Raw genomic sequence first — 22,225 nt, forward strand, 5'->3', positions numbered from 1 at the left:
GAGGCACTGGACTTATTGGCGCCGACCGAGCGTTTGCAATGCTGCCGGGTGTCGGCTGCCAAGTAACGACTGATCCTGGGCCCGGATCCCAGTCGTAGGCGCTGCCAACCCGCAGCCTGTCGTGATCAGAGCCTCCACCTATGAACACGTTTTCCCTTTCCTAATATCCTAAAGCAGGGCAGTCGACTTTGACGAAGGACCTATCTCACGCGTGTGTCGTAGCGTTCTCTTTCGTGGGCGCCAGCTTCTGGAATAGGTGATCCGCCAAACCTCGAACGGTTGTGATGTCGGAAGAGGTGATGCGAACTCCCGTCTCGCCCTCGATATGAATGCGCAGTTCGAGGTTGCCCAGCGAGTCGAGGCCGTACTCGGAAAGCGGGTGGTCCGGGTTGACGTTCCGACGCAGGCTCAGACCGATCTGCTCCGAGAGCAGACGTCGCAGCCGAGCGGGCCACTCGTCGAGCGGCAACTCGGCGAGTTCAGCGCGCAGTTTGCTTGAGCCTGAGCGCTTTTGCCCCTCGGCTTTGAACATTTCGAAGAACTTGCTGCGTTCTGCGACGGACGTGATCCACGGTGTTCTGATGAGCGGGTTGTAGCCGGTATACCCACGGTCGTGGCGCAGCAGCTCCTCGAACGCATACGCGCCCTCGTCCGGAGTGATCGCGGCGCCGCTGCCTTCCGCAAACTCTGCACCGCGGCCGATCTCCCCCCAGGCGCCCCAGGCAATTGCCATGGCCGGCAGGCCCTGTGCGCGCCGCCAGTGGGCGAATGCGTCCAACCAGCTATTGGCGGCCGCGTAAGCACCCTGGCCCGGCGATCCCAGCAGCGCGGCCGCCGACGAGAACAAACAGAACCAGTCCAGGTCCGCGGCTGCGGTAGCCTCGTGCAGCCTCCACGCGCCGTACACCTTGGGCGCCCAGTCACGGTCGATCAGTTCGTCGGTGATGTTCGTCAACGTGGCATTCTCGACCACCGCAGCCGCGTGCAGCACACCACGCAGCGGAAGTCCGGTGGCGGTCGCCGTCGCCAGCAAGCGCCCCGCGGTGTCAGCCTGAGCGATGTCACCGCGCTCCACCAACACATCAGACCCCATCGAACGGACGCGTTCGATTGTCTCGAGCACCTTTGCCGTAGGCTCGGAACGAGAGTTGAGCACGATCCGTCCGGCGCCTGCGGCGGCCATCTTCTCGGCCAGGAACAGTCCGAGGCCGCCCAAACCGCCGGTGATAATGTAGGAGGCGTCGCGCCGGAAAGCCGGAACCTGCTCGGGCGGCAGCACCACGCTGCTGCGTCCGGCCTGCGGGATGCCGAGGATGAGCTTGCCGGTGTGTTCGGCCGCGCTCATCGCACGAATCGCCGTTACCGCATCGGCGAGCGGATAGTGCGTGCTCTCGGGCATTGGCAGCCCGCCCTCGGCAATCAACCGGTAGACGGTGCTCAGGATCTCGCTGACCTGCTGTGGATGGCTGACCGACATCAGTCCCAGGTCGACGCCCCAGAACGCGAGGTTGCGACGGAACGGGGAGAGGCCTAGCTTGGTGTCCCCGTAGATGTCGCGCTTGCCGATCTCGACGAACCGTCCGCCCAGCGCGAGCAGATTGAGCCCGGCCAACTGCGCGGCGCCCGTCACCGAGTTGAGCACGACGTCCACGCCGTACCCGTCGGTGTCGCGACGGATCTGATCGGCGAACTCGACGCTGCGCGAGTCGTAGACATGGTCGATTCCCATGTCGCGCAATAGCTGTCGACGCTGCTCGCTGCCCGCGGTGGCAAAGATCTCGGCACCCGCCGCGCGCGCGATCGCGATCGCAGCCTGTCCCACGCCACCGGTTCCGGAGTGGATCAGCACCTTGTCGCCAGCCTTGATGCGGGCCAGGCCGTTCAGGCCGTACCATGCGGTCGCGTGGGCAGTGGTTACCGCGGCTGCCTGGGCGTCGGTCATGCCCTCCGGCAGCTTGGTGGCCAGACGCGCATCACAGGCGACGAACGTGGCCCAGCAGCCGTTGACGGACATGCCGCCGACGTGATCGCCGATCTTGTGGTTGGTGACGTCGGATCCGACGGCCGTCACCACGCCCGCGAAATCCGTGCCCAGCCGGGGCAAGATTCCGTCGAAGCTTTGATAGAGGCCGAACGAGTTGAGAACGCCGAACGCGTTGAGAACATCGGCGAAGTTAATACTCGATGCGGTGACCGCGACCTCGATCTGCCCGGGACCCGGCGGAATGCGCTCGAACGCGGCGAACTCCATCGTTTGCAGGTCACCCGGGGTTCGGATGTGCATGCGCATGCCGTCGCGTTCGTGTTCCGCGACGGTGGTTTGGCGTTCGTCGTGGCGCAGCGGAGCGGGGCACAGGCGCGCCGTGTACCACTCGTCGTTACGCCAGGCCGTTTCGTCTTCCCCCGGCGCCATCAGCAACAACTGGCGGACCACCTGATCGGCCTTGGTGTGCTCATCAAGATCGATGTGGGTGGTGTGCAGGTGCGGATGCTCGACGCCGATCACACGGAGCAGGCCGCGCAGTCCGCCCTGCTCCAGATTGGGAGCGTCGTCCGACAGCACCTTCTGAGCGTTCCTGGTGATGACGTAAAGCCGAGGCGACGGGCCCTCAATGTTTGGCAGTTCGCGGGCGATGCGCACCACGTGGCGGACGTACTCACTGCCACGCGCGGCGCTTTCTCCGACCGCATTACCGTTCTTCGGCTCGGTGATCACAACCACCCCGATGTAGCCGCCTTTTTCGATCTCACGGCGCAGCCGCTCGGCCATCGCCCGATGGTCAGCCCCTCGGTGCCAAGACAGCGTGGTGCATTCTGCCTCGCGCGGCTTCATCGCATCGGCGAGCGCCATCGCCATGAGATCGGCGGCATCGGACGTATTGACCAGAAGCCATGCTCCAGTCTCGGTGGTGCCCGCCTCCGGCAGGGCGCGTTGCTGCCATTCCACGGTCAGCAACCGCTCGGCCATCATCCGGGCCTGCGCGGCGCTCGGCGAGACCCCTGTGCTCATTTGCAGTCCGCGCACCGTCAGCAGGACATTGCCGTGCTTGTCCAGGATGTCGAGGTCGGCCTCGACGGCGCCGCCGGTCGCCGCCGTCACCCTCGAGTAGCAGTAGCGGGCCGTGCTGATGGGGCCGTGAACCCGCAGCTGCCGGACGCCGAGCGGCAGCAGCAGGCCGCTGAGGCTGGCGTTCGTAACACTAGGGTGGGCGGCGACCGACTGAAAGCAGGCATCGAGCAGTGCCGGATGCACGCCGTAACTGCTCTGTTGTGTCCGGATGACGCTGGGCAGACCGATCTCGGCCAACACCGTGGTGCCGTTTCCCTCAGTAGTGTGAACGGCGGCGAGACCGGCGAATGCCGGACCATACTGAATGCCGCGGAGGTCGATGGCGTCCCGGAGGTTAGCGCCTTCCAGGCGATTCGGGTGCGCGGCCAGCAACCCGTCAATGTCCTCGGCGGCGGGCCGCTCCTTATCATCGACCTTGTGCAATACTGCGGAAGCGCGCCGCGCTTGCATCCCGTCTTCATTGGTCTCCACCACGAACGCGAGGGTGCCGGACACCTCCGCGGTTGCGCTAAGGCTAATTTGCCTTTGCTCATCGAGGAGCAGCATCTGCTCGAAGCGGACATCGCTAACCCCAGATGCCTCGCCGAAGATGGTGCGGGACGCGGCGAGCGCCATCTCGCAGTACGCCGCACCCGGCAGGGCGGCGGTGCCGTGGACCTGATGGTCACCCAGCCAGGGCAGCGTCGCGGTACCGATTTCTGCCTGCCAAACGTGGCGCTCGGGTTGCTGGGGCAGCCGTACGTGCTGACCCATCAACGGGTGAACCGCAACGCTCGAACGCAACGCGCGAGAGCTGTGACCCTCGCGGCTTAATAATAAGCTCCGGTGTGTCCACGCCGGCAGCGGGGCATCCATTAGCTGTCCACCAGGGTAGAACAGGGAGAAGTCGACCGTGGCACCGATGGCGAAAAAGTCGCCCAACAATCCGCGCAGCCCGTGGGGTAGCGGCTGATCCTTCCGCATCGCGGCAAGCGCAGCTACTGTCATGTCGAGGCTGCGGGCGGTCTGATCGATCGCGTGGGTCAGCAGCGGGTGGGGTGATAATTCACCGAAGATCCGGAAGCCGTCCTCTAGAGCCGCCTGCACCGCCGCCGAGAAACGCACCGTGTGGCGCAGGTTGTCGACCCAGTAGTTGGCGTCGCAGTACGGCTCCTCGCGAGGGTCGAACGAGGTGGCAGAGTAGTACCGAACCTTAGGCGTCAACGGCTCGATCTCCGCCAGAACGTCGTAGAGTTCGTCGAGGATCGGATCGACTTGCGGCGAATGCGATGCCACGTCGACAGCAACCTCGCGGGCCATCACATCGCGCTTCTCCCACGACGCGACCAACTTGCGGACCGTCTCGGTTGCGCCGCCAATAACGGTGGATTGCGGAGAGGCCACCACCGCCACCACGGCGTCATTGACGCCGCGCGCCATGAGCTCCGAAAGTACTTGCTGGGCAGGCAGCTCTACCGACGCCATCGCACCCGAACCGGCGATCTTGGTCATCAGTCGCGAGCGCCGGCAGATGATCCGCGCACCGTCTTCCAGCGACAGCGCTCCCGCGACGACAGCGGCCGCGGACTCGCCCATCGAATGGCCAATGACCGCGCCGGGCCGGACTCCATAAGATTGCATCGTGGCCGCCAGTGCGACCTGCATGGCGAAGATCGCTGGCTGGATCCGATCGATGCCGGTCACCTTCTCGGGTGCGGTCAGCGCGTTGGTCACCGAGAAGCTGGATTCGGCAGCGATCAGTGGCTCGATTTCGGCGATGGCCGCCGCGAATGCTGGCTCGTTCGCCAGCAGGTCCGCGCCCATTGCGGCCCACTGCGATCCCTGGCCGGAGAACACCCAGACCGGACCGCGTTCGTCCTGACCCACCACTTCCTGGCAAATAGCATCACCTTTGGCGACCTCCCGCAGCGCCGCTACCAGCTCCGCGTTGGTGCTGGCAAGCACGGCTGTCCGCACTGAGCGGTGATCACGCCGGCGAGCAAGCGTGTAGGCCAGATCCGGCGTCGCCAACTCCGACGGTTGCGCCTCGACCCAGTCGGCAAGCCGCCCGGCGGCTTCCTGCAGTCCCGCGGCCGACGAGGATGTCAGCGGGAACAGCAGTGGGCCGTCGCGGCCCGGTCTGATTGCCGCGCCGTTGCCGGAAAGCGGTTTGGGAGCCTCCTCGACGATCGCGTGCACATTCGTTCCGGAGATCCCGTACGCCGACACCGCCGCACGTCGCGGCTGTCCGTCATCCAGCGGCCACGGCGTATTCTCTTTCGGCACAAACAGTCCAGTGTCGATCCGGGCCAGTTCATCAGGCAAGGCTTCGAAGTGCAGGTTCTTGGGGACTACGCCGTGCCGGACGGAAAGGAGCGCTTTCATCATCCCCAGCGCACCAGCGGCCGCCTGAGTGTGCCCGAAATTGGTCTTCGAGGCGCCGAGCACGCAGGGGCTGCCGAGGCCGTAGACCTCGGAAAGGCTAGTATACTCGATTGGGTCACCGACGGGAGTACCCGTGCCGTGCGCCTCGACCATGCCGACGGTGCCGGCGTCCACGCCCGCTGCGGCAAGAGCCGCGCGGTACACCGCGGTCTGCGCCTCGCCGGAGGGCGTCGCGACGCTTATGGTGTGGCCGTTATGGTTGGCGGCCGTGCTACGGATCACACCCAGAATCCGGTCGCCATCCCGCTGCGCGTCGGGCAGGCGCTTGAGCAACAGGACGACGCAACCCTCGCCAGATACGAAGCCGTCTGCTTTGACGTCGAACGCATGGCAGTGCCCGGTGCCCGACAGCATACCCCCCGCCGACGCCGATGCGGACCTGCGCGGCTCCATCATCACGTTGACGCCGCCCGCGAATGCGAGCTTGCTCTCTCCGTCGTTCAGGCTGCGGCAGGCCTGATGGATCGCGAAGAGGCCAGACGAGCATGCGGTGTCTACTGTGACCGCGGGTCCGTGCAGCCCGAGCGCGTAAGCAATCCGCCCGGATGCCATGCAGGAAATGGTGCCGGGATTTCCATACGGTCCGTCGAAGGCGTCGGTGGCGATGTGCACGAATTGGTAGTCGCCGTAGTTCAATCCGACGAAGACTCCTGTTTCAGCGGCGATCGTGCGCTTGGTGAGGCCGGCGTGTTCCATGGCTTCCCACGCGGTTTCCATCAGCAACCGATGCTGAGGATCCATCGCCGTCGCTTCTCTTTCCGTGATGCCGAAGAAATCCGGGTCGAAGTCGCCGACGCGGTCCAGGAAAGAGCCCCACTTGCATACCGAGCGGCCCGGCACCCCCGGCTCGGGATCGTAGTAGTAGTCAACGTCCCAGCGGTCGGCGGGAATCTCCGTGACGAGGTCGTCACCTCGCAGCAGCGCTTCCCAAAAGAGATCAGGGGAGTTGATGGCCCCCGGCAGCCGGCACGCCATCCCGATGACGGCGACCGGAGTCACGCTTGCCTTGTCCACGGTCCCCCACCCCTCCTTGCCTATTCACTAGCTCCTATCACTGCTGCACACGCTTAGTCAGGAATTTTTCTGTGCGAGCTTGCAACTCTGGCCTGCCCATGGGCTGCCGCTCTCAAAGTTTGGTCTGGTCTGCCTTGTAAAAAGACAAGAACGTCGATACTCGGGTTCAACTGCCATCTCGGGAGGCTGTCGTGACCCTGGTCGTCGTTTCCAATCGGGTGGCAGGGGCAAAAGCCGGTGAACCAATCTCGGGAGGATTGGCGGCGGCGCTGATCCCGATGGTCAGCAGGTACGGTGCGATCTGGGTCGGTTTGAGCGGTGACGTGGGCGGCGCGTGTCGGGCGAGAGACGCCTTTGTAAGTATCCCGGCCCTCGGCACTGGCACGACCGTCGTCGTCGAACCGCCAATACAGCACTATATCAACTACTATGAGGGTTTCGCTAATTCTGCTCTCTGGCCGGCACTGCATTCGCGTGTCGATCTCATCCGCGTTACGGCCGATCACTACGCGTCCTATCGCGAAGTCAACGCTTTCATGGCGCGGGCGCTAATGCGCTTTGACAAGCCGGACTCCATTTTCTGGATCCACGATTATCATTTTCTCCCGCTTGGCGCCGAAATGCGTCGGCTTGGAATCAAACGTCCGATCGGATTCTTTTTGCACACGCCGTGGCCGGACCGCCACTGCATGGCCGCAGTGCCACATCATCGCGATATTGTGCAGGAAATGCTGGCCTACGATCTCGTGGGCTTCCAGACCATTGAGGCCCGCCAGAACTTCGAGGATTACCTGCGGTACGAACTGGGCATGACCCTTAAGAATGACACGATCGCTGGCGAATGGGGCTGCACGCAGCTCGCGACCTTCCCAATCGGTATCGACGTCGACGAATTCGCCGCGCGCGCGACCGTCGCCATCGAGCAGTCGGACGTGTTGCGGTTGCGCGCGAGCCTGAAAGGCCCAAAGTTCGTGCTCGGCGTCGACCGGCTCGATTATTCGAAAGGCCTGGCTAACCGTTTCCGCGCATTCGGCCGGATGTTGGAGATCGAGCCGGGCTTGATGCGCGTGGTCTCGTTTCTACAAGTCGCAGCCCCGTCGCGCGGCAACATTCGGGCCTATCGCGAACTGAAAGCCGATCTTGAAGCTTTGGCGACGGAGATCAACTGCCGACATCGTCAATCCGACTGGACGCCAATCCGCTACCTCAACCAGGAATTTTCACAGTTGACGCTGGCGGGGCTTTATCGGACCGCGCAGGTCGGGTTGGTGACGCCTTTTCGCGACGGCATGAACCTGGTGGCAAAGGAATTCGTCGCCGCGCAAAACCCCGTCGATCCCGGCGTTCTGATACTGTCGACATTCGCCGGCGCAGCCGAAGAACTCGACGCAGCGCTTCTGGTCGATCCGCACGACGTCGACAGTATGGCGCTGCAGATTGCCAAGGCGCTCGCTATGACCATCGAAGAACGCCGCGAACGCTGGCAGCAAATGGTAACAAAATTGAAGCGCAGCTCGCTGCAAAACTGGTTCTCCGCGTTCCTAAATACGCTTTCGGAAGCGCGCCGGTTGCCGCCGGTGCCGGCAAACCAGGCGCGGATGGTGCTGCCTTGACGCTGACAGCGAAGGCCAAGCTGGCCACTATGGAATGTTGCGAATTTCTTCGTATCTCGTCGCGAGCGGAGAGACGCCGGTAGACATGGCGAGTAAGCCGATGAAGCGAAAGCGCAGCTTTGCCATCATGAACATTCGATCACCGCGTCCGCGCTTATAATCACGCCCGCTTCTTTCTAGGATTCCATCGCTGAGCAGAGAGCAGCGAGCCGGCTACACGCCAACTTGGGGGTTATCTTTGCGAGTGTCCGCCAAACTGTTTGAACGGAGGATACTCAGGATCTGCGTGCTCTCCGCAATTCCTTGTTTCATTGCCCTGTTCAGCATCTTCGGCCCGTTCCTGACTGATACCGTCTATCTTTACAGCGGCGTCGCCGTCAACGTGCAGGCAAGTGGGCTGGCTGGTTTCCCGACAATCGATCCGAATGCAGGGTTCACGTCATTTGCATTGGGCGCGCGCGCAGCATTGGACCTGTTATCCGGTCACCTGCCTCTGTGGAATCACTATGAGGGACTGGGAACTCCGTTACTGGGCGAGATGCAGTCGGCTGCCTTGTTCCCGCCGACGTTGTTGCTCGCTTTTCCGCATGGACAGGCGCTTGAACAGGCGTTCCTGCAACTTGTGGCTGGTGTGGGGTCTTTTCTTTTTTTTAGAAAATTTGGTCTGGGGGCAAAGGCGGCGATCTCCGGAAGCCTGCTATTTGAAGTCAACGGCGTGTTCGCCTGGCTGCGTAACGCGATTTTCAATCCGGCGGCATTCCTTCCCTGGCTTCTTTTTGCGGTGGAGGGCATGCATGCCACCGCCATGGCCGAACGGCCGCTTCGGCAGCGATTGCCCCTGATTTGCGTGGGTGCCGCCATGGCGGCCCTGGCCCTTTATGCCGGCTTCCCCGAGGAAGTGTATTTCTACTCCCTTTTGTTGATGGGTTGGGTAGCGTTGCGCATGACTGAGCTGTCTGTCCGGCAGGCTCTCATCTTTGTCAGCGACCTACTGCTGACCGGCCTGATCGCCCTTGCCTTGAGTGCACCTCTCTTGGTCGCCTTCGTCGATTTCCTGGGCGAGGCGGCATTGGGAGGCCATGGCGGTAACGGCTTCTATGGCGCCTGGCTCAATTCCGGGGCGATCATCCAGTATATTATCCCCTACATATTTGGGCCCATTTTTGCATCAACCAATCAAACCGTCAGCGGCATTTGGGGGAATACGGCGGGTATATCGGATTTGCACCTGTCGTCATTGCTCTCGCCGGACTTTTCACCCCCGGTCGGCGCGCTGTCAAAATTTTTCTGGTTGGGTGGGTTTTCATAGCCCTGAGTGTCACCCACGGCATGCCGGGGATTTATCAGGCGTTTATGACACTGCCTCTCGTCAAGCTCGCAGCCTCCTATCGTTATCTGAACACCAGTTGGATTTTCTGCGTCATCTTTTTGTGCGCCCTGTTCATTGACAGGCTTCCCGCGGTTCCGCAGCCAATGTCGCGGTGGATATTGATCGGAGCGGTGGCGTGCGGTCTGCTTTCCATCGTCGCGGCGGCGGTCGGGGCGTGGCCGCTGGTACTTGAATTGTGGAGAGAAAGCTCTCTTTGCCATCGCTCTTTCATTGTCGGCGCACTGCTGAGCGTTGCCGCTTTGTCGTTCTGTATCGTGGGTGCTGCCTGTCTGGGCAGCACTGGGGCAACGGCTACGGTTGTGTCCGGCATTCTGGTTGCGGAGGCGATGGCTTGGTTTCTCTTGCCTTATTTTTCCTATCCGCGCGAAGCAGGCATCGACAATGATGCCATTTCCTTCTTGCGTGCAAACATTGGATATCAGCGGATTCTCAACACAACCGAAGCCGGGCTATCTCCCAATTACGGCTCCTACTATGGTATTCCGCAACTAAATTATAATGACCTGCCCGCTCCAAAAGCCACTGCGAAATATATCAAGGCGACTCTTGATCCCTATGCTGACAAAAACAATTTCATACCCGACTGGCCGGTACAAAATGCCGATCGCGCCGCAGTTTTCAAGGAGCGACTTTCTCAATACGCCCAGGCCGGAGTTAAATACGTGCTCGTTGGAACGGACTTCGGCTTTACTCCGGCTTTTTCTATCTTGCCTGCCGGCAAGTATGCCTATCCACTCGGTGCCGGCGCTCGGGTTAAGATTTCCGCCCAGGCGACGTCCACCAATCCGTTGAGTGTTACTGCCGTTTCCCTTCTGGTCGGCACCTACAACAACATCTCAACCGGCCATTTGAAGGTGACACTTTGCGCTTATGCCACCTGCGCCGAGGGTCTTTCCGACCTCGGCTCGGCAGAGGACAACAAGCCACTGCGGATTGCGCTTGACCATCCCATCGTGATGGAGGTCGGCACGAAGTACACCATCAGCATCGAAAAGCTCGATGGTGACAAGTATGTCGCGCTCTGGATGTTTCCGCTCGCCTCTGCGAATACTGGAATCGAAATTGTTGGGACCCCAACCACCCCAAGGGACAAATATCTTCCGGACCTCCGATTTTTGTCCGGCTCCGAAGAGAATCTGGTGTATCGGGGTCGTTCGATGAGCATTTACGAGTTGCCCAACACTCGTGACTACTTTTCCGCGCCGTCCTGCACGTTCCTCCCCTTGTCCCACGACCGCGTCAACGCTTCATGCACTAGATCGAGCAAATTGATCCGTCTCGAGCTGTTTATGCAGGGGTGGTCGGCGACCGTTAACGGCGAGCCGGCTCCTATCGTCATTTCGGACGGGGTCTTCCAAACCATTGATTTGCCGGCAGGGGACGCGCAGGTCAGATTCACGTATGAACCGCCGGGGTTCAAGCTGGCTTTGGTAGCAGCTGCTACGTCACTGTCATTCGTGTGCGCTGTCTTTATCAGCGTCATTCGCGGCGTACTCGCCTCATGTCGGGCTAGGTTTCGTGGTTGCACCGCATGAACGGCTGACGACCAGCACAAAGCCTGCGGCTTGCCGTGCCCAGTCCCCATTGCTCGCGCGAAACTTCCTGGCGGCAGCCCTCATGGTCGTAACCGTAATTGAGTCCGAACCCTAGCGGGACAAGCCGCGCCACAGGGTCCGGGATACATTGGCGATCCCGCGCAAAGGAGCCGCAAGCCCCCACGACCGCGACGTCGAAATTGCAGCCAGTGCGCTTCTGGTGTTTTCAAGTTCTGACTGAAGGAAACTCGAATGCGTCAACAGTCTGTCACATGTGGATTGCAAGCGCTCGATTTGAAAATGAAAGCCATCGCGCGATTCCGTGCTGCGCAACTCTGTCATGGCGTCCCTCCGTGGCGCGTGGCTCAGTTGAGGCGCGGCCTGGCCGAGCAATTCGCTGGCCAGGTGAAGATACGTCGCGAGCACTTCGCCTACACCGGCGGCGGAGAATCGACGATCGAGTTCTTCCCAGTTGATTGCCTTCTCATGGCGTGCCCGGAGCAGCGCCAGATCAATAACATGGCGAAGCTGCACCTTGTTCAGGGTGTATAATTCGTGGAAAATCTCGCTGTGAAAGATGATGTGACCGACGTTCCGCGTCGGCTCTGGCAGCAACATGCGCTGACCGCGAAATAGAACCGGTCGAACCATCTCGCAAAACCAGTCCGTTGCGATCACGGCATCGGCGGACCGGCTGATAACGTCGGTATGCAATTCCACGCCGGTCCCGGTTTCGGGATCCAGCAGCATGGGCAGATGGTGGTGCGTTGGCGGCGATACGGCCGACCACTTCGTGTCGAATCCGACAGCTTTCAATGCGGCGCAAGCCTCAGCCGATCGATTTTTCGGAATCAAAATGTCGATGTCGCCCAGGATTCGCATGGACGGCTGCGGATAGATTCCTTCAACAAGAAGAGCGGCGCCCTTCAAAAGCACTGGCTCGATATCGATGGCATTGAGCAGGCCGGCAACGCGTGCCAAGGTCGAAAGAATTTGCTCGTTGCGTTTCTTGTTTAGCGCAAGCGCGGACTCGAAATAATTACGAACATCGCTGGGAACATCAATGTCTGGATCGAAACATGCCGCTAGCGTGGTGGTCGCGTAATGGAAGCTCGCTACTTCGATAATCAACTCCCAGGTTACTTCGGCCTGGTGCGTATGCTCGCCACCAAGAAGCCCGGCGCGGAGGTAAGAGCAAACAGTTGTGAAGGCTTCCCAACGCGTCATGCGATCGCTCGTTCGACAAGCTGTACGGCATCATCGAGTGTGCCGTAAAAGATCGCATAGGCGGGCGTGTCATCGAGCCAGTCAAGGAAGGATTTCACCCTTGCCTCGGTGATCGGATAGCCAAGCCACACCCGATCGGTCAGCAGGTTTTGGATCGCTTCAAATTGTGAGAGTCTCCGCTGGTTCGGCGCGGCGTCTTCGATAAACCGCGGAAATATCAGAGTTCGCAATTTCACCGTCGTTGCGTCCCACACTTTGGCCGCAGGGACCAGGAGCCGCGCCTCGGTGCCCTTTGTAGAATAAGCCGGAGCGTTCCCCAATTCCGGAAATCGCGATTTCAGAATTTCCATACTGCCGGGCTTTATGCTGAGCGGCAGCGGCCACGGCACGATCTCGCCATCGGGTTCGGATACGGGCACCGCGTCGTCGCTGAGATAGTCGAAACCCCGGCTGACGAGACCGGCCGCCAGCGTCGTTTTGCCGCTTCCGGACGGCCCGGCAAGCGCGAGACCAATACCGTTGCGCGCGAGGGCCGCGCCATGAATGAGCGCGCGCCAATGCACATTCGGGTGGATACATTCGAGGACGGAGTGCCACAGGCCGCCGACGAGCAGGCCCGGATCGCTGGTGCGCATCCGTTCCAATCCGTCACGGATGAGTACGGCCTCAGTGGATACGCTGCCCCTAATTTCGATTCTTGTCTGCGGCCACGCGTCTGGAGTCTCCAGATGGCTGAGAAACAGCCGGACCGAAGGCAGATCGGTCTCGACCGCGAATCCCATCGCTATTCCGCCGATAGTGCAGATCCATTCCGCGGCCCATCTAGCCGGCGCAGCGCGATATCCATCGACGGTGACGCTAGACTCAATTTCGGCTGCAGCCGGTCCGCTCTCGGCTCCGGCGATGAGGCCCTGCGCGCGCCATTGCCCAAGGATCGATCGAAGGTCTGCTCGTGCGCGCGACCGTGGGATGCCCCACGTCCGTTCGAACTCCGCCTCCAAATCCTCCACAGGCCGGCCGGCCTCGATCAACTCCCACGCGAAGCGCGCCGTGTCATTGTAAGCGAAGAGGCAATTGGAACTGACGTCGAGAAGCAGCAGGCCGCCGTCGATCGGAAACTTGCGTACCCACACTGACGGTCGGATGTCGTCATTCAATTTGATGAGCGCTCCGTTGGGCGTTCCTCAACGCCCTTGGTTTCCGCCTAGCGTTCCCTGGAGGAGCCAAGTGGATTTCGGTTGCAACCGATCGGATCCTGCGGATTCGCTCGAAGCATCACGGCCGGGGTCTCGGCCGCAAAATGTCAAATCGCATGAAAACGTCACTTGGGATTGCGCCCACGTCGCCCCTGCCATCGTCACTCGGCTAGCCGATCGTGGATGCATCAAGGTCGCGCTTAACCGCTATTGTCCGCTTATGGCGGCCGCCTGTTCGCTCAACAGCATAGCCAGCATTATTGGCGCCGTATATTTCGCAAAGCGACCCAACGCTTCGCGTCGCGTCGGCCCTTGCGATTGCTCCGCGGTGTCGTCATCCGCCCCAGGCTCATGATCGTCGCTCATGACGAATCCCCGTTCCTAACCCCATCGAACTATGCATCAGCCGATTTGACTTGGCAAGCCGTCAGCCGTCACGCCAGCAGACGAGACGGCTACGCATCGATTTGCCGACTGAAGGTGGTTGCCCTTAGGGGACATGGGACGTCGTGAGTTCAATGTCAGCTCAACGGTTTAAAGCAGACGTTCAACAAGAACTCCTCCGTGGGCAGAACTTGGCTACGTATTGTTCAGCCTCGTCTAGAATGCAATTGCACAGGAGCGGTCGTCGCAAGCCGAAAACCGGAGTGACAGAGAACCTATCGCTGCGTAATATCAAATTTTCACTTACATTGCATCCGATGATCCCAGTCCAGGCACAAGGCCGAAAAATCCGAGCTAGCGATAGAAACGCAATGGGGCTAGCGGCTTCCCTACCCTTCGCATCCGTGAGGCGCCGGTACGAGGAACTGACGCAGTCAGGCTTGTTCGATTCCGTTTGGTACCGGCTCAACAACTCGGATTCGTTCAGGCCCGCATACGTATGGCCGTTCGCTCGACGCATGGATCCGGCTTGGCACCACGTCTCGTTGGGGCGTCTGCGTGACCCCAATCCGCTCTTCGACACCGAATGGTATGTCGCGAAACGGCCGGAAGCAGCAGACCGCGGCAACGTTCCGCTTCTCCACTATCTTGCCCGAGGCGCCGGTGAAGGGCTCGATCCTAACCCGGATTTTAGCAGCGCAGATTATTTCCGTCGCTACCCCGACGCGCAGGCGAGCGGATTGACCGCGCTCGAACACTTCGCGCTACTCGGCGCACGAGAAGGGCGAGACCCCCGGCACGAGCCGACTTCCCGACCCAAGAGCTCCGGAAACCTGCGACTTGTCTGCGTATTCAGCCATTTCGATGCCGCCGGCCGGATACTGCCTTATGTGCAGCGATACCTGTCCGAACTCGGCCGATGCGGTTTCGAGGTGCACTTGGTGAGCACATCTCCCAATCTGAGCACTTCCGATCGACGCAAAGCAGAACGTGCGGGCGTTCGGGTGCATTGCCGTGAGAACGCTGGAATGGATTTCGCTTCGTGGCAATGGGCATTGCATCACGTTGTCCCATTGGCAGAGGTGGATTGGCTATTGCTGGCAAACGACAGCGTGTTTGGTCCGATTTTTGATCTTGAACCTGTATTCCGTTCACAATTTGCCGAGAACTGGGACTTCTGGGGGATTACCGACTCCTATGAAGTGGCCTGGCATCTGCAATCATACTTTCTTTGCCTTCGTGGCGACGTGGCACGCAGCGAAGCTTTTCGCAAAGTCTTTGCGGTGGATTTCGCAAGATTGACAAAACGATCGATTATCCGCAGCGGCGAGATTTCACTCTCGCAGTCGCTCCTGCGCTCGGGGTTTCGCGGCAACGCGGTCTGTCCGTTTGACAGACTACGGAAATTCAGAAGTTTCCGCCAGTGCAATGCGACCCATTTTTACTGGGATCAGCTGATCGCCCGCTTGCGTTGCCCGTTTATCAAGCGACAGCTCATTCGAGACAACCCGATGAAGTTGGCAAGTGCCGGTTATTGGAAGGGCTTTCTCGAACGTTACACGAGCTACGATACATCGTTGATCTCTGATGCCATCCTGCCAGTCGAAAATGTGTTACCATCGTGAGGCGTTTGTTTTGGTCGGCAATTTCTTAAAGTCGACTATTCGGGCAACAAAGGCTGCTGCAACGTGCGGGTAAGCCTCCTCGTTAGACAACGGGATAAATTTAGAAGGGCCCCGATATCTGCCCTCTTCTGTCGGTACCTAAAAACGAGTCTCCACTGGTTCCGCCAGGGGAGCTTTTTCTGTTGCCCGCTTCCCGAATTGAATGAATGGCAATTCGATTGCGTGGTACAGGAGGATGGAAATTGCCGTCACGGCAGCGGTGACCGCGGGCAATAGTAGCCAGAGCCAGCCTAGCTCGTCGCTCGCGGCTCCCGGCATGTTTTGGAACAGCACATGCAAGACAGTCCCGTGCAGGATGTAGATGCTGTAACTCGCGTTACCAAGCACCTTGCTGCCCCAAAGCGTTAGAATGCCGAAGACGGTATTGCCTGCTGAGATCGGAAAGAACGCCGTGAAAAGCAGCAAATTGAATAACGACCACTGGGATAGATAGGGCGTGATCAAGAGGCCGACCCCAGACCCGAGAACCAGCGCGCTCGCTGCGCTACTCCTTGCCAGCTTTGTTAGCGGTGGGATCAGCGTCAGCTCGTAGCAAAGCATTCCGAGCAGGAAGGGAGATCCTAAATTCAGCCAGAAACCCCAAATGCTATAGTTGCGCACGAATTTGCTGGCTAAAATAGCAACAAGGATCGCCGCGATGCGGCTCCTTTGGAGGCCGCCATACTGACGGATGACAAGCGCGATAGTCGGCAGCAGGAAGTAGAACGCCCACTCATACCGTAGCGTCCAGATTGCGCCCGCCGGAATGTAGCTCGTCTGATTGTAACCGTCGATGAGCGGCTCGCCAAACAAGGTAAAGGCAAGCCATGAAGCGAGCGACTTGCAAACATCGAACAGGCTCACGGTCAGCGTGAAGTTCATGTGCCAAAATGCAACCAGCGCCATGAGAGCAACGACGATCCAGTACATCGGCGTCAGCCTGAAAACTCGCCCGATATACAGACTCGACCAATCTATCATGCCGCGCGATCGAACAAGCTTGCCGTAGAAGAGAAATGCGGTGATCATAAAGAAAAGTCTTACCGGGACCGGCCCGATGTTCGTCAAGACGACTGACCATGTTGGGTCTTCCCACCGGCCAAGCCTGATCAGGTTCCAGTTCATGATGAAGTGGAAGGCCAAGACGCTGATCGCCAAATACCCTCTCAGGCCATCTATGCAGTTGACGCGCGAGCCTTCCTCAATTTTCGATGGGGCAAATTTTCGAGCAAGGATGGCCGCAGTGGAATAAGCTGTGAGCGGAACGGCCAGCAGTGCTGCCGCGCCCGCATAGGATATTTCACTCATCGCCGCCCCAGTTGTTGCACAAGTATTAAACAACCTCATTTGCAACTCTGCAACTCGGCTGCCGTCGCCATGGCTCATCGGGTGCCAGGCAACGACAGCAACTCGGGCGCTTGGCGGCTTTAACCTCACCCGCACCCCGTCGCGCGACATCGACGCGACTTCCATTCCGGCCAGGAATTGCGTTGCGGAAGGTACTGGTGGAGCCGCCGAAGCCAGGAGGTCGCATCGCTATCGTCGATCGCAACGTACCGTTCGCGATCGGCGAGCAGCGTCTGAAGCTGGGCAAAGCGGTCGGAGCGGAGGCCAGAGTCGGTTAGCGAACACACGGAAATGCCCTCTTGTTTCCGCCAGCGCTTTTTGCTGAAATATTTGGGCTGAGGTGTGTGATGACGTGGGTAAAGGAGCGCGATGCTCTAATCGCGCAAACTTTGGCGTTCGTTCAATCGGTCACCGGCAAGAAGCCGGAGGCGGAGCCGAGCGTTGAGGCGATTGAGGCCGCAGCGATCAACAAGGCCGAAGAAAAGCAAACCATCGAACACAAGATAAAAGCCGCCGAGCCGCCCAACAGCATCGGGGTTTCGCAGGCGAATGTCTCGATCGACTTCCGGAGCGAGATGCAGGCGCGGGTCGCCAACTTTCGCGCCCACCAGGAGCGCTTTCACAGGGAGCGCGAGGCGTACTTCAGCGCCACCCTGGCGAAGGCCCGCGCCGCGATCGCGAACGACGCGTCGGCTCCGCTGCGTAAATAGGGCCGAAGCCGATCCGCGAGCGTCTCCGGCAAATCATCGGCCTTTGATCTTCTCCAGCACCGGCAGCAGATGTTTTAAAAACTCGGTCGGATTCTCGCTCATCGGAAAATGGCCGAGCCCCTTCATGATGGTGACCTCGCTGCCGGGAATGCTGTTGGCGACGCCGAGCGTCTCTTCCGGCGTGCAGGAATAATCGTATTCGCCGGACAGCAAAAACAGCGGGCAGCGGCGCGTGTCGATTTGGGCGACGCGGTCGCGGATGTCGCCGTCGAGCTTGTAGAAATAGAGGTCGCCTTTGAAAACGCCCGGACCGCCCTGCATGTAGTGCCACAGCGTCTCCCAGCGCTCGTCGTCGGGCGCGTCGGGCCCGACCAGCCCGGAGACGATGGCGGCGCAGACCTCGCCGCCATGGACATCGGAGCGGTGCAGGAAATTCAGATCGTAGTAGGGATCGACATGCGCCCCGGCCTGCAGGCCGATGATGGCGCGGAAGCGTTCGGGGTGTTCGATTGCGAGATGCAGCGCGATGCGTCCGCCGATCGAACATCCAATCAGGATCGGCCGGTCCAGTTCGAGAGCGGCCATGATCTCGAGGATCATCGCCGTGTATTGCGCGGAGGTAAGCTGGTATTCCCGGTTGTGCCAACCCGAAGGCGGCGACGACTTGCCGTGCCAGGGCATGTCGAAGGCGATGACGCGGTGGTGGCGCGTGATGCGGGCATCGTTCATCAGCGCGCGGTATTGCCGTCCATCCGAGCCGGCCGTGTGGAGACACAACAGAGGCGTGCCCTCGCCGGCCTCCTCGACATAAATGCGGTGTTTCAATCCAAACAGCTCGAGATGCATGTAGCGGCCGAGCACCGGCTCGAATTGCGCGCTCATGCGTCGGCTCCCGCCGGGCGCAGCTTGGCAAGCGCCTCCTTGAAGTAGCGAAGATTGGCCATGAATATCTGCAGGTTGCCTTCCGCCCTCAGGACACGCCGCTTGATCAGCGCCATCAAATCGTTGGAGCCGGGCGGCGGCCGCCGGCTCCAGAATTTTTCCCATTCCGCTTCCGGGGCGCGCAGCGCAAATGACGACGACGGCATCACGAACGGCCCTCGGGTCACCGAGGCGACCCGCCCTTCGAAGATTGAAATCAGCCACGCGGTCTGGCCGACTTCCAGCAGGAACGTAGTCGATAGGAACTGCCCGCGCCTGACCAGCGCCTCATCGGCATTGACCCGGGCCTTGAGCGCCTCGATCATCTCCGCCTCCCCTTTGCAAATCCGGCAAACCGCCGTTCCCAGCGGCTTTTGCCGCCTGCTCGCATGATGGGAGGAATAGAAGCGGCGTCAATCGCCACTATTTGAACGAACGCATGATCTCATCGCCAAACCGCTTACAGGCTCGGGGCAAGCCCAGGGCAAGTTTTGGCGGACCAGGCGCTAAAGCCAGGAGCACACCAGCGCGAGGTTGGCGGCGCATGCCGCCAACAGGGCAACGGTGAGCGCGATGTGCACCCGCTCGACGGAGGTATCGAAGGTCGTTCTCATGACGACGAAAACATCGGGCGATTCTGGTCCGGGAGTCTCGCACGATATTTTTCCGGGGATTCAGGACTCGTTTACGACTCAGGGACTCCGGGATTCAGGGCCGAAACGGCCTCAATCCAGGACCCGATTCTCACCGGTGCGTGAAGCGCCGGCCCCCGCCGGACCGAAACCCCATCAGGTGCGTTGGGATGGTTTAGCGGAGGCATCCGATGCCCTATGCGCTGTTCAGCAATGACGCCAAGTTGAGCAAGGCCTATCCGACCGAGGCTGATGTCTGGAAGCACGCCCGGCAAAGCGGGCTGGTGGTCGACGTGGTGTCCAGGGCGGGAAAGCCGGGGCTGCAGCCGGTGCTGGATAACGATTATGAAATCAAGCCCTGCCGGCCGGACCCGCAGGAAGATCCCGCGGAAAACCAGGCCGAGGCCGAGCGCGAAACCCCGCTGGATTTTCAATTGAGTTCGTGAGTTCTCGCCGTCATTCCGGGGCGCGCGAAGCGCGGAATCTCGACATTTCCAGATGCGATTGCCCCACTCCAAGTCGGCTGTCGACGGCCTCGAGAGGCCCATCCCGCAACAATGAATGAGAAATGTCAGCCTAAGGTGCCACCGCCGCGAGCGACGCCCGCTCGGCGGCCAGCGAGACACAGGCCTTTCTGCGATGCAGGCCCCTTATTGCGCCGGTGACCTTGAGCACTTTGCCGGCGGGACACGAGGCATCCTGCACCAAGGCGATTTCATAGGGCGCAAGCACAAGGGGTTCGGATTTCAGGACGGTCTGGGCAAGGCACGGCAGAGAAGCCGCGGATAAAATCAAACCTAACAACAGTGCACGCATTTTTATTGTCCACTAACCGGCAAGGCACAATAACCGATCGCGAGCCGAAGTTCCGGAAACGGCAAAAATTATTTTTGCCGCTGGCGAGATCAGACTGTGGCGACCGACGTCTTCAAAAAGCCCGGTCCAAGGAATGGCAACCCCAACCGAAGCGCCAAATTGCCACCAATTTGAAGGTTCGTGGTCCCGGAAGTCCGGGATCGAGGCGGCCGCGCGCCCTGTTCCGACAGCATTCATTGCGGCGAGAACAGACTCCCTCCGATCGCGTCGATCAGGAAGCTTGAGCCGGCGTCCGACAAATGCACGATATCGGTGGTTACTACGTCGTTTGCCGTGGGGCCGATGCGGGTCAGGCATCCCTCCTGATCGCAGAGGATATGCCATGCCGAGATATATTCCACGCCGGCGGCCCTGCTGAAGCCTTCCATTCGTTCGTCGTTCTCCGGCCCGGACACGCCTGCCGCGATCCTGTCGACGATGGTGTGCCGCATTCGGTAAAAATTCACCAGCGAATGCGGCAGTGTGCGTTTCCATACCGGCACCGGCCCCAAAATGACAATTCGCGGGACGTTGATGGCCCTCAGTTTGCCGATGGTCTCCATGAGTTTGCCCAGATCGTTGTGCTTGTCCCACATCGCGTGAAGCAGCACGATCTGCGGGGCGGACGATTTTATAAAACCAAACACGCGATCGTTGGTCACATCACAAGGCGATCCTCCGGCCGCCAAAATCGGCGCGCACCCCGGGGCGGCAAAGTGAGCCAGGCGAAACGGAACGGTTTCCTCGGCTTTTTTTAATCCCGGATAGAGCGCTGCCGCGGTGGAATCTCCCCAAACAAATAAAAGAGGCTTGTCGCCCTTCTCGATGCAGTTCGGGCCGAGCCGAGCTCCAGCCGCCTCCGAAAAACATTCATTGCGCAGTCCGGCATTGTTCTGCTGCTGAATCTGCGCGATGTCGCGAATCTCCGGGGGGAAGCGAAAGCCAAAGCCGGACGCATTGACCGTTAAAATTCCGGCTACGCCGACCGCAATCAGTCCGAAAGACAATCTCGGCACGGCGTTTTGCTGTCGGCGAAGCGGGATCTCGACGAAACGGAATGTCAGCCACGCCAGAATAAAAGCAACGAGGATGGCTGCCCAGATTTCCACCGTGTTCGCGTTCCCATTTCGTACAATCCCGAGATAGGACAACAGCGGCCAGTGCCAAAGATAGAGCGGATAGCTGATCAACCCGATCAGCACCATCGGTCGGTTCGACAGTAAAATCCGGTTTATCGACGAATTCGGCGACAGGATAATCAGCACGGCGCCGAGCACCGGAAGCAACGCGTCTACACCCGGAAACAAACTGTTGGTGTTGAACCAGATCGCGGCACCGAGGATCGCCGCTATGCCGATTGCCGCCCGCAAGTCGTCAAAGTTGGCAAAGCCGCCAGCTTCGCGTTTGGGACGCTCAAAGTCCTGGTTTGCCAGGATGGCGCCGGCCAGCAGCTCCCACCCCCTCGATATCGGCGAGTAGAACGACCACTCCTTGTAGCCGAAGAAAATCAAGAGGCCGACCGCGAACGACGCAACCGCGATCGCTGCCATCCGGAACCGGCGCCGCTTCGATCCGAACAGCATCAACAGAACTAGCGGCCAGAAAATGTAGAACTGCTCCTCGATACCTAACGACCAAAGGTGGAGGAGCGGATTGTCGGCCGCCTCGGGCGCAAAATAGCCGGCCTGCGAGAGCTGAAACAGGTTGGACACAAAAGCCACGCCGGCGGCGATGCCCTTGCCAAGCAAGGAAAACTGGTCCGGCAGCAGGACAAACCAGCCGACCAGCCAGCTAACGGCCAGCACGACGATAAGCGCCGGAAATATCCGGCGAATCCGTCGAGCGTAGAATTCCGCCGGCGAGAAGGTGCCGGCTCCGGCCTCGTTGAGAATGATGCGGGTGATCAGGAAGCCGGAAATAACGAAAAAGATGTCGACGCCGATAAACCCGCCGGGAACCAGCCGCGCGTGATATCCGATCACCAACAGAATGGAGACCGCTCGCAGACCGTCGATGTCGGCGCGATACGCAAGTTTGTCGTTTTCGCGCCCGGACCGAACGAACGGCAAGTTGTGCTCCCCCGGCAACCTCCCGATCTAGCGCATATTACCGGCCTAAAGTCATGGTCGCGCTGTATTTTCCCGTACCGAATTCCGGTCTTGTAGCAGCCGACGAGCGATCCCTGAAGGCCGAAGGATGGCCAAAAGCGGCCGCCAAACAAAAAGGCCGGCGTGAGCCGGCCT

14 protein-coding genes are annotated in these 22,225 nt (G+C 60.3%); 6 read left to right on the plus strand and 8 right to left on the minus strand.

All coding sequences use genetic code 11. The features are described from left to right. Window positions 1-205 precede the first annotated feature (205 nt). Window positions 206-6,508, minus strand: coding sequence for a sulfolipid-1 biosynthesis phthioceranic/hydroxyphthioceranic acid synthase (gene pks2, locus B5527_RS25305; protein WP_276329278.1), 6,303 nt, complete (start codon window positions 6,506-6,508; stop codon window positions 206-208). 191 nt (window positions 6,509-6,699) lie between these two features. Between pks2 and B5527_RS25310 the strand changes: the two genes are divergently transcribed. From B5527_RS25310 to B5527_RS25320, 3 genes are all read left to right on the plus strand, one after another. Then, window positions 6,700-8,121 (plus strand): alpha,alpha-trehalose-phosphate synthase (UDP-forming), encoded by a 1,422-nt coding sequence (locus B5527_RS25310; RefSeq protein ID WP_079603964.1) that lies wholly within the window; start codon window positions 6,700-6,702, stop codon window positions 8,119-8,121. Between the two features lie 244 nt (window positions 8,122-8,365). Continuing rightward, entirely contained in the window at window positions 8,366-9,430 is a 1,065-nt protein-coding gene (locus tag B5527_RS25315; RefSeq protein WP_079603965.1) for a hypothetical protein, read from the plus strand. Window positions 9,431-9,474: 44 nt separating this feature from the next. Beyond that, window positions 9,475-11,046 carry a hypothetical protein gene (locus B5527_RS25320; protein WP_154072514.1) on the plus strand — a complete coding sequence of 524 codons (1,572 nt, stop codon included), beginning with the start codon at window positions 9,475-9,477 and terminating at the stop codon, window positions 11,044-11,046. Window positions 11,047-11,157: 111 nt separating this feature from the next. Here the strand turns inward: B5527_RS25320 and B5527_RS25325 are convergent, their stop codons facing one another. Continuing rightward, window positions 11,158-12,273 (minus strand): nucleotidyltransferase domain-containing protein, encoded by a 1,116-nt coding sequence (locus B5527_RS25325; RefSeq protein WP_079603967.1) that lies wholly within the window; start codon window positions 12,271-12,273, stop codon window positions 11,158-11,160. Next, window positions 12,270-13,430 (minus strand): PqqD family peptide modification chaperone, encoded by a 1,161-nt coding sequence (locus tag B5527_RS25330; RefSeq protein WP_172842659.1) that lies wholly within the window; start codon window positions 13,428-13,430, stop codon window positions 12,270-12,272. Before B5527_RS25330 ends, B5527_RS25325 begins: the two co-directional genes overlap by 4 nt. An 863-nt stretch (window positions 13,431-14,293) precedes the next feature. On the opposite strand from B5527_RS25330, the gene B5527_RS25335 reads away from it, so the two are divergent. Next, window positions 14,294-15,478, plus strand: a complete 1,185-nt coding sequence (locus B5527_RS25335; RefSeq protein WP_172842660.1) for a rhamnan synthesis F family protein — start codon at window positions 14,294-14,296, stop codon at window positions 15,476-15,478. Between the two features lie 138 nt (window positions 15,479-15,616). On the opposite strand, the gene B5527_RS25340 is transcribed toward B5527_RS25335, so the two are convergent. Then, window positions 15,617-16,975 (minus strand): acyltransferase family protein, encoded by a 1,359-nt coding sequence (locus B5527_RS25340; RefSeq protein WP_172842661.1) that lies wholly within the window; start codon window positions 16,973-16,975, stop codon window positions 15,617-15,619. Window positions 16,976-17,211: 236 nt separating this feature from the next. Between B5527_RS25340 and B5527_RS25345 the strand changes: the two genes are divergently transcribed. Further along, window positions 17,212-17,574 carry a hypothetical protein gene (locus tag B5527_RS25345; protein ID WP_079603971.1) on the plus strand — a complete coding sequence of 121 codons (363 nt, stop codon included), beginning with the start codon at window positions 17,212-17,214 and terminating at the stop codon, window positions 17,572-17,574. 33 nt (window positions 17,575-17,607) lie between these two features. On the opposite strand, the gene B5527_RS25350 is transcribed toward B5527_RS25345, so the two are convergent. Next, complete coding sequence (locus B5527_RS25350; RefSeq protein ID WP_079603972.1) at window positions 17,608-18,456, minus strand: alpha/beta fold hydrolase; 849 nt, start codon at window positions 18,454-18,456, stop codon at window positions 17,608-17,610. After that, entirely contained in the window at window positions 18,453-18,821 is a 369-nt protein-coding gene (locus B5527_RS25355) for a hypothetical protein (RefSeq protein WP_154072516.1), read from the minus strand. Before B5527_RS25355 ends, B5527_RS25350 begins: the two co-directional genes overlap by 4 nt. 497 nt (window positions 18,822-19,318) lie before the next feature. Between B5527_RS25355 and B5527_RS25360 the strand changes: the two genes are divergently transcribed. After that, window positions 19,319-19,573, plus strand: coding sequence for a hypothetical protein (locus B5527_RS25360; protein WP_079603973.1), 255 nt, complete (start codon window positions 19,319-19,321; stop codon window positions 19,571-19,573). 130 nt (window positions 19,574-19,703) lie between these two features. On the opposite strand, the gene B5527_RS25365 is transcribed toward B5527_RS25360, so the two are convergent. After that, window positions 19,704-19,943, minus strand: coding sequence for a DUF6719 family protein (locus B5527_RS25365; RefSeq protein WP_079603974.1), 240 nt, complete (start codon window positions 19,941-19,943; stop codon window positions 19,704-19,706). A 233-nt stretch (window positions 19,944-20,176) separates the two neighbouring features. Next, window positions 20,177-22,051, minus strand: a complete 1,875-nt coding sequence (locus tag B5527_RS25370; protein WP_172842662.1) for an acyltransferase family protein — start codon at window positions 22,049-22,051, stop codon at window positions 20,177-20,179. Window positions 22,052-22,225 lie beyond the last annotated feature (174 nt).

The organism is Bradyrhizobium erythrophlei (assembly GCF_900129425.1).
GTDB lineage: Bacteria > Pseudomonadota > Alphaproteobacteria > Rhizobiales > Xanthobacteraceae > Bradyrhizobium > Bradyrhizobium erythrophlei_C.

Bases quoted from the DNA above. Each gene is read 5' to 3' on its own strand.
- B5527_RS25320 (WP_154072514.1), top strand. From the start codon at position 9,475: ATGACACTGCCTCTCGTCAAGCTCGCAGCCTCCTATCGTTATCTGAAC.
- B5527_RS25325 (WP_079603967.1), bottom strand. From the start codon at position 12,273: ATGACGCGTTGGGAAGCCTTCACAACTGTTTGCTCTTACCTCCGCGCC.
- B5527_RS25340 (WP_172842661.1), bottom strand. From the start codon at position 16,975: ATGTCGCGCGACGGGGTGCGGGTGAGGTTAAAGCCGCCAAGCGCCCGA.
- B5527_RS25345 (WP_079603971.1), top strand. From the start codon at position 17,212: ATGACGTGGGTAAAGGAGCGCGATGCTCTAATCGCGCAAACTTTGGCG.
- B5527_RS25350 (WP_079603972.1), bottom strand. From the start codon at position 18,456: ATGAGCGCGCAATTCGAGCCGGTGCTCGGCCGCTACATGCATCTCGAG.
- B5527_RS25355 (WP_154072516.1), bottom strand. From the start codon at position 18,821: ATGATCGAGGCGCTCAAGGCCCGGGTCAATGCCGATGAGGCGCTGGTC.
- B5527_RS25360 (WP_079603973.1), top strand. From the start codon at position 19,319: ATGCCCTATGCGCTGTTCAGCAATGACGCCAAGTTGAGCAAGGCCTAT.
- B5527_RS25365 (WP_079603974.1), bottom strand. From the start codon at position 19,943: ATGCGTGCACTGTTGTTAGGTTTGATTTTATCCGCGGCTTCTCTGCCG.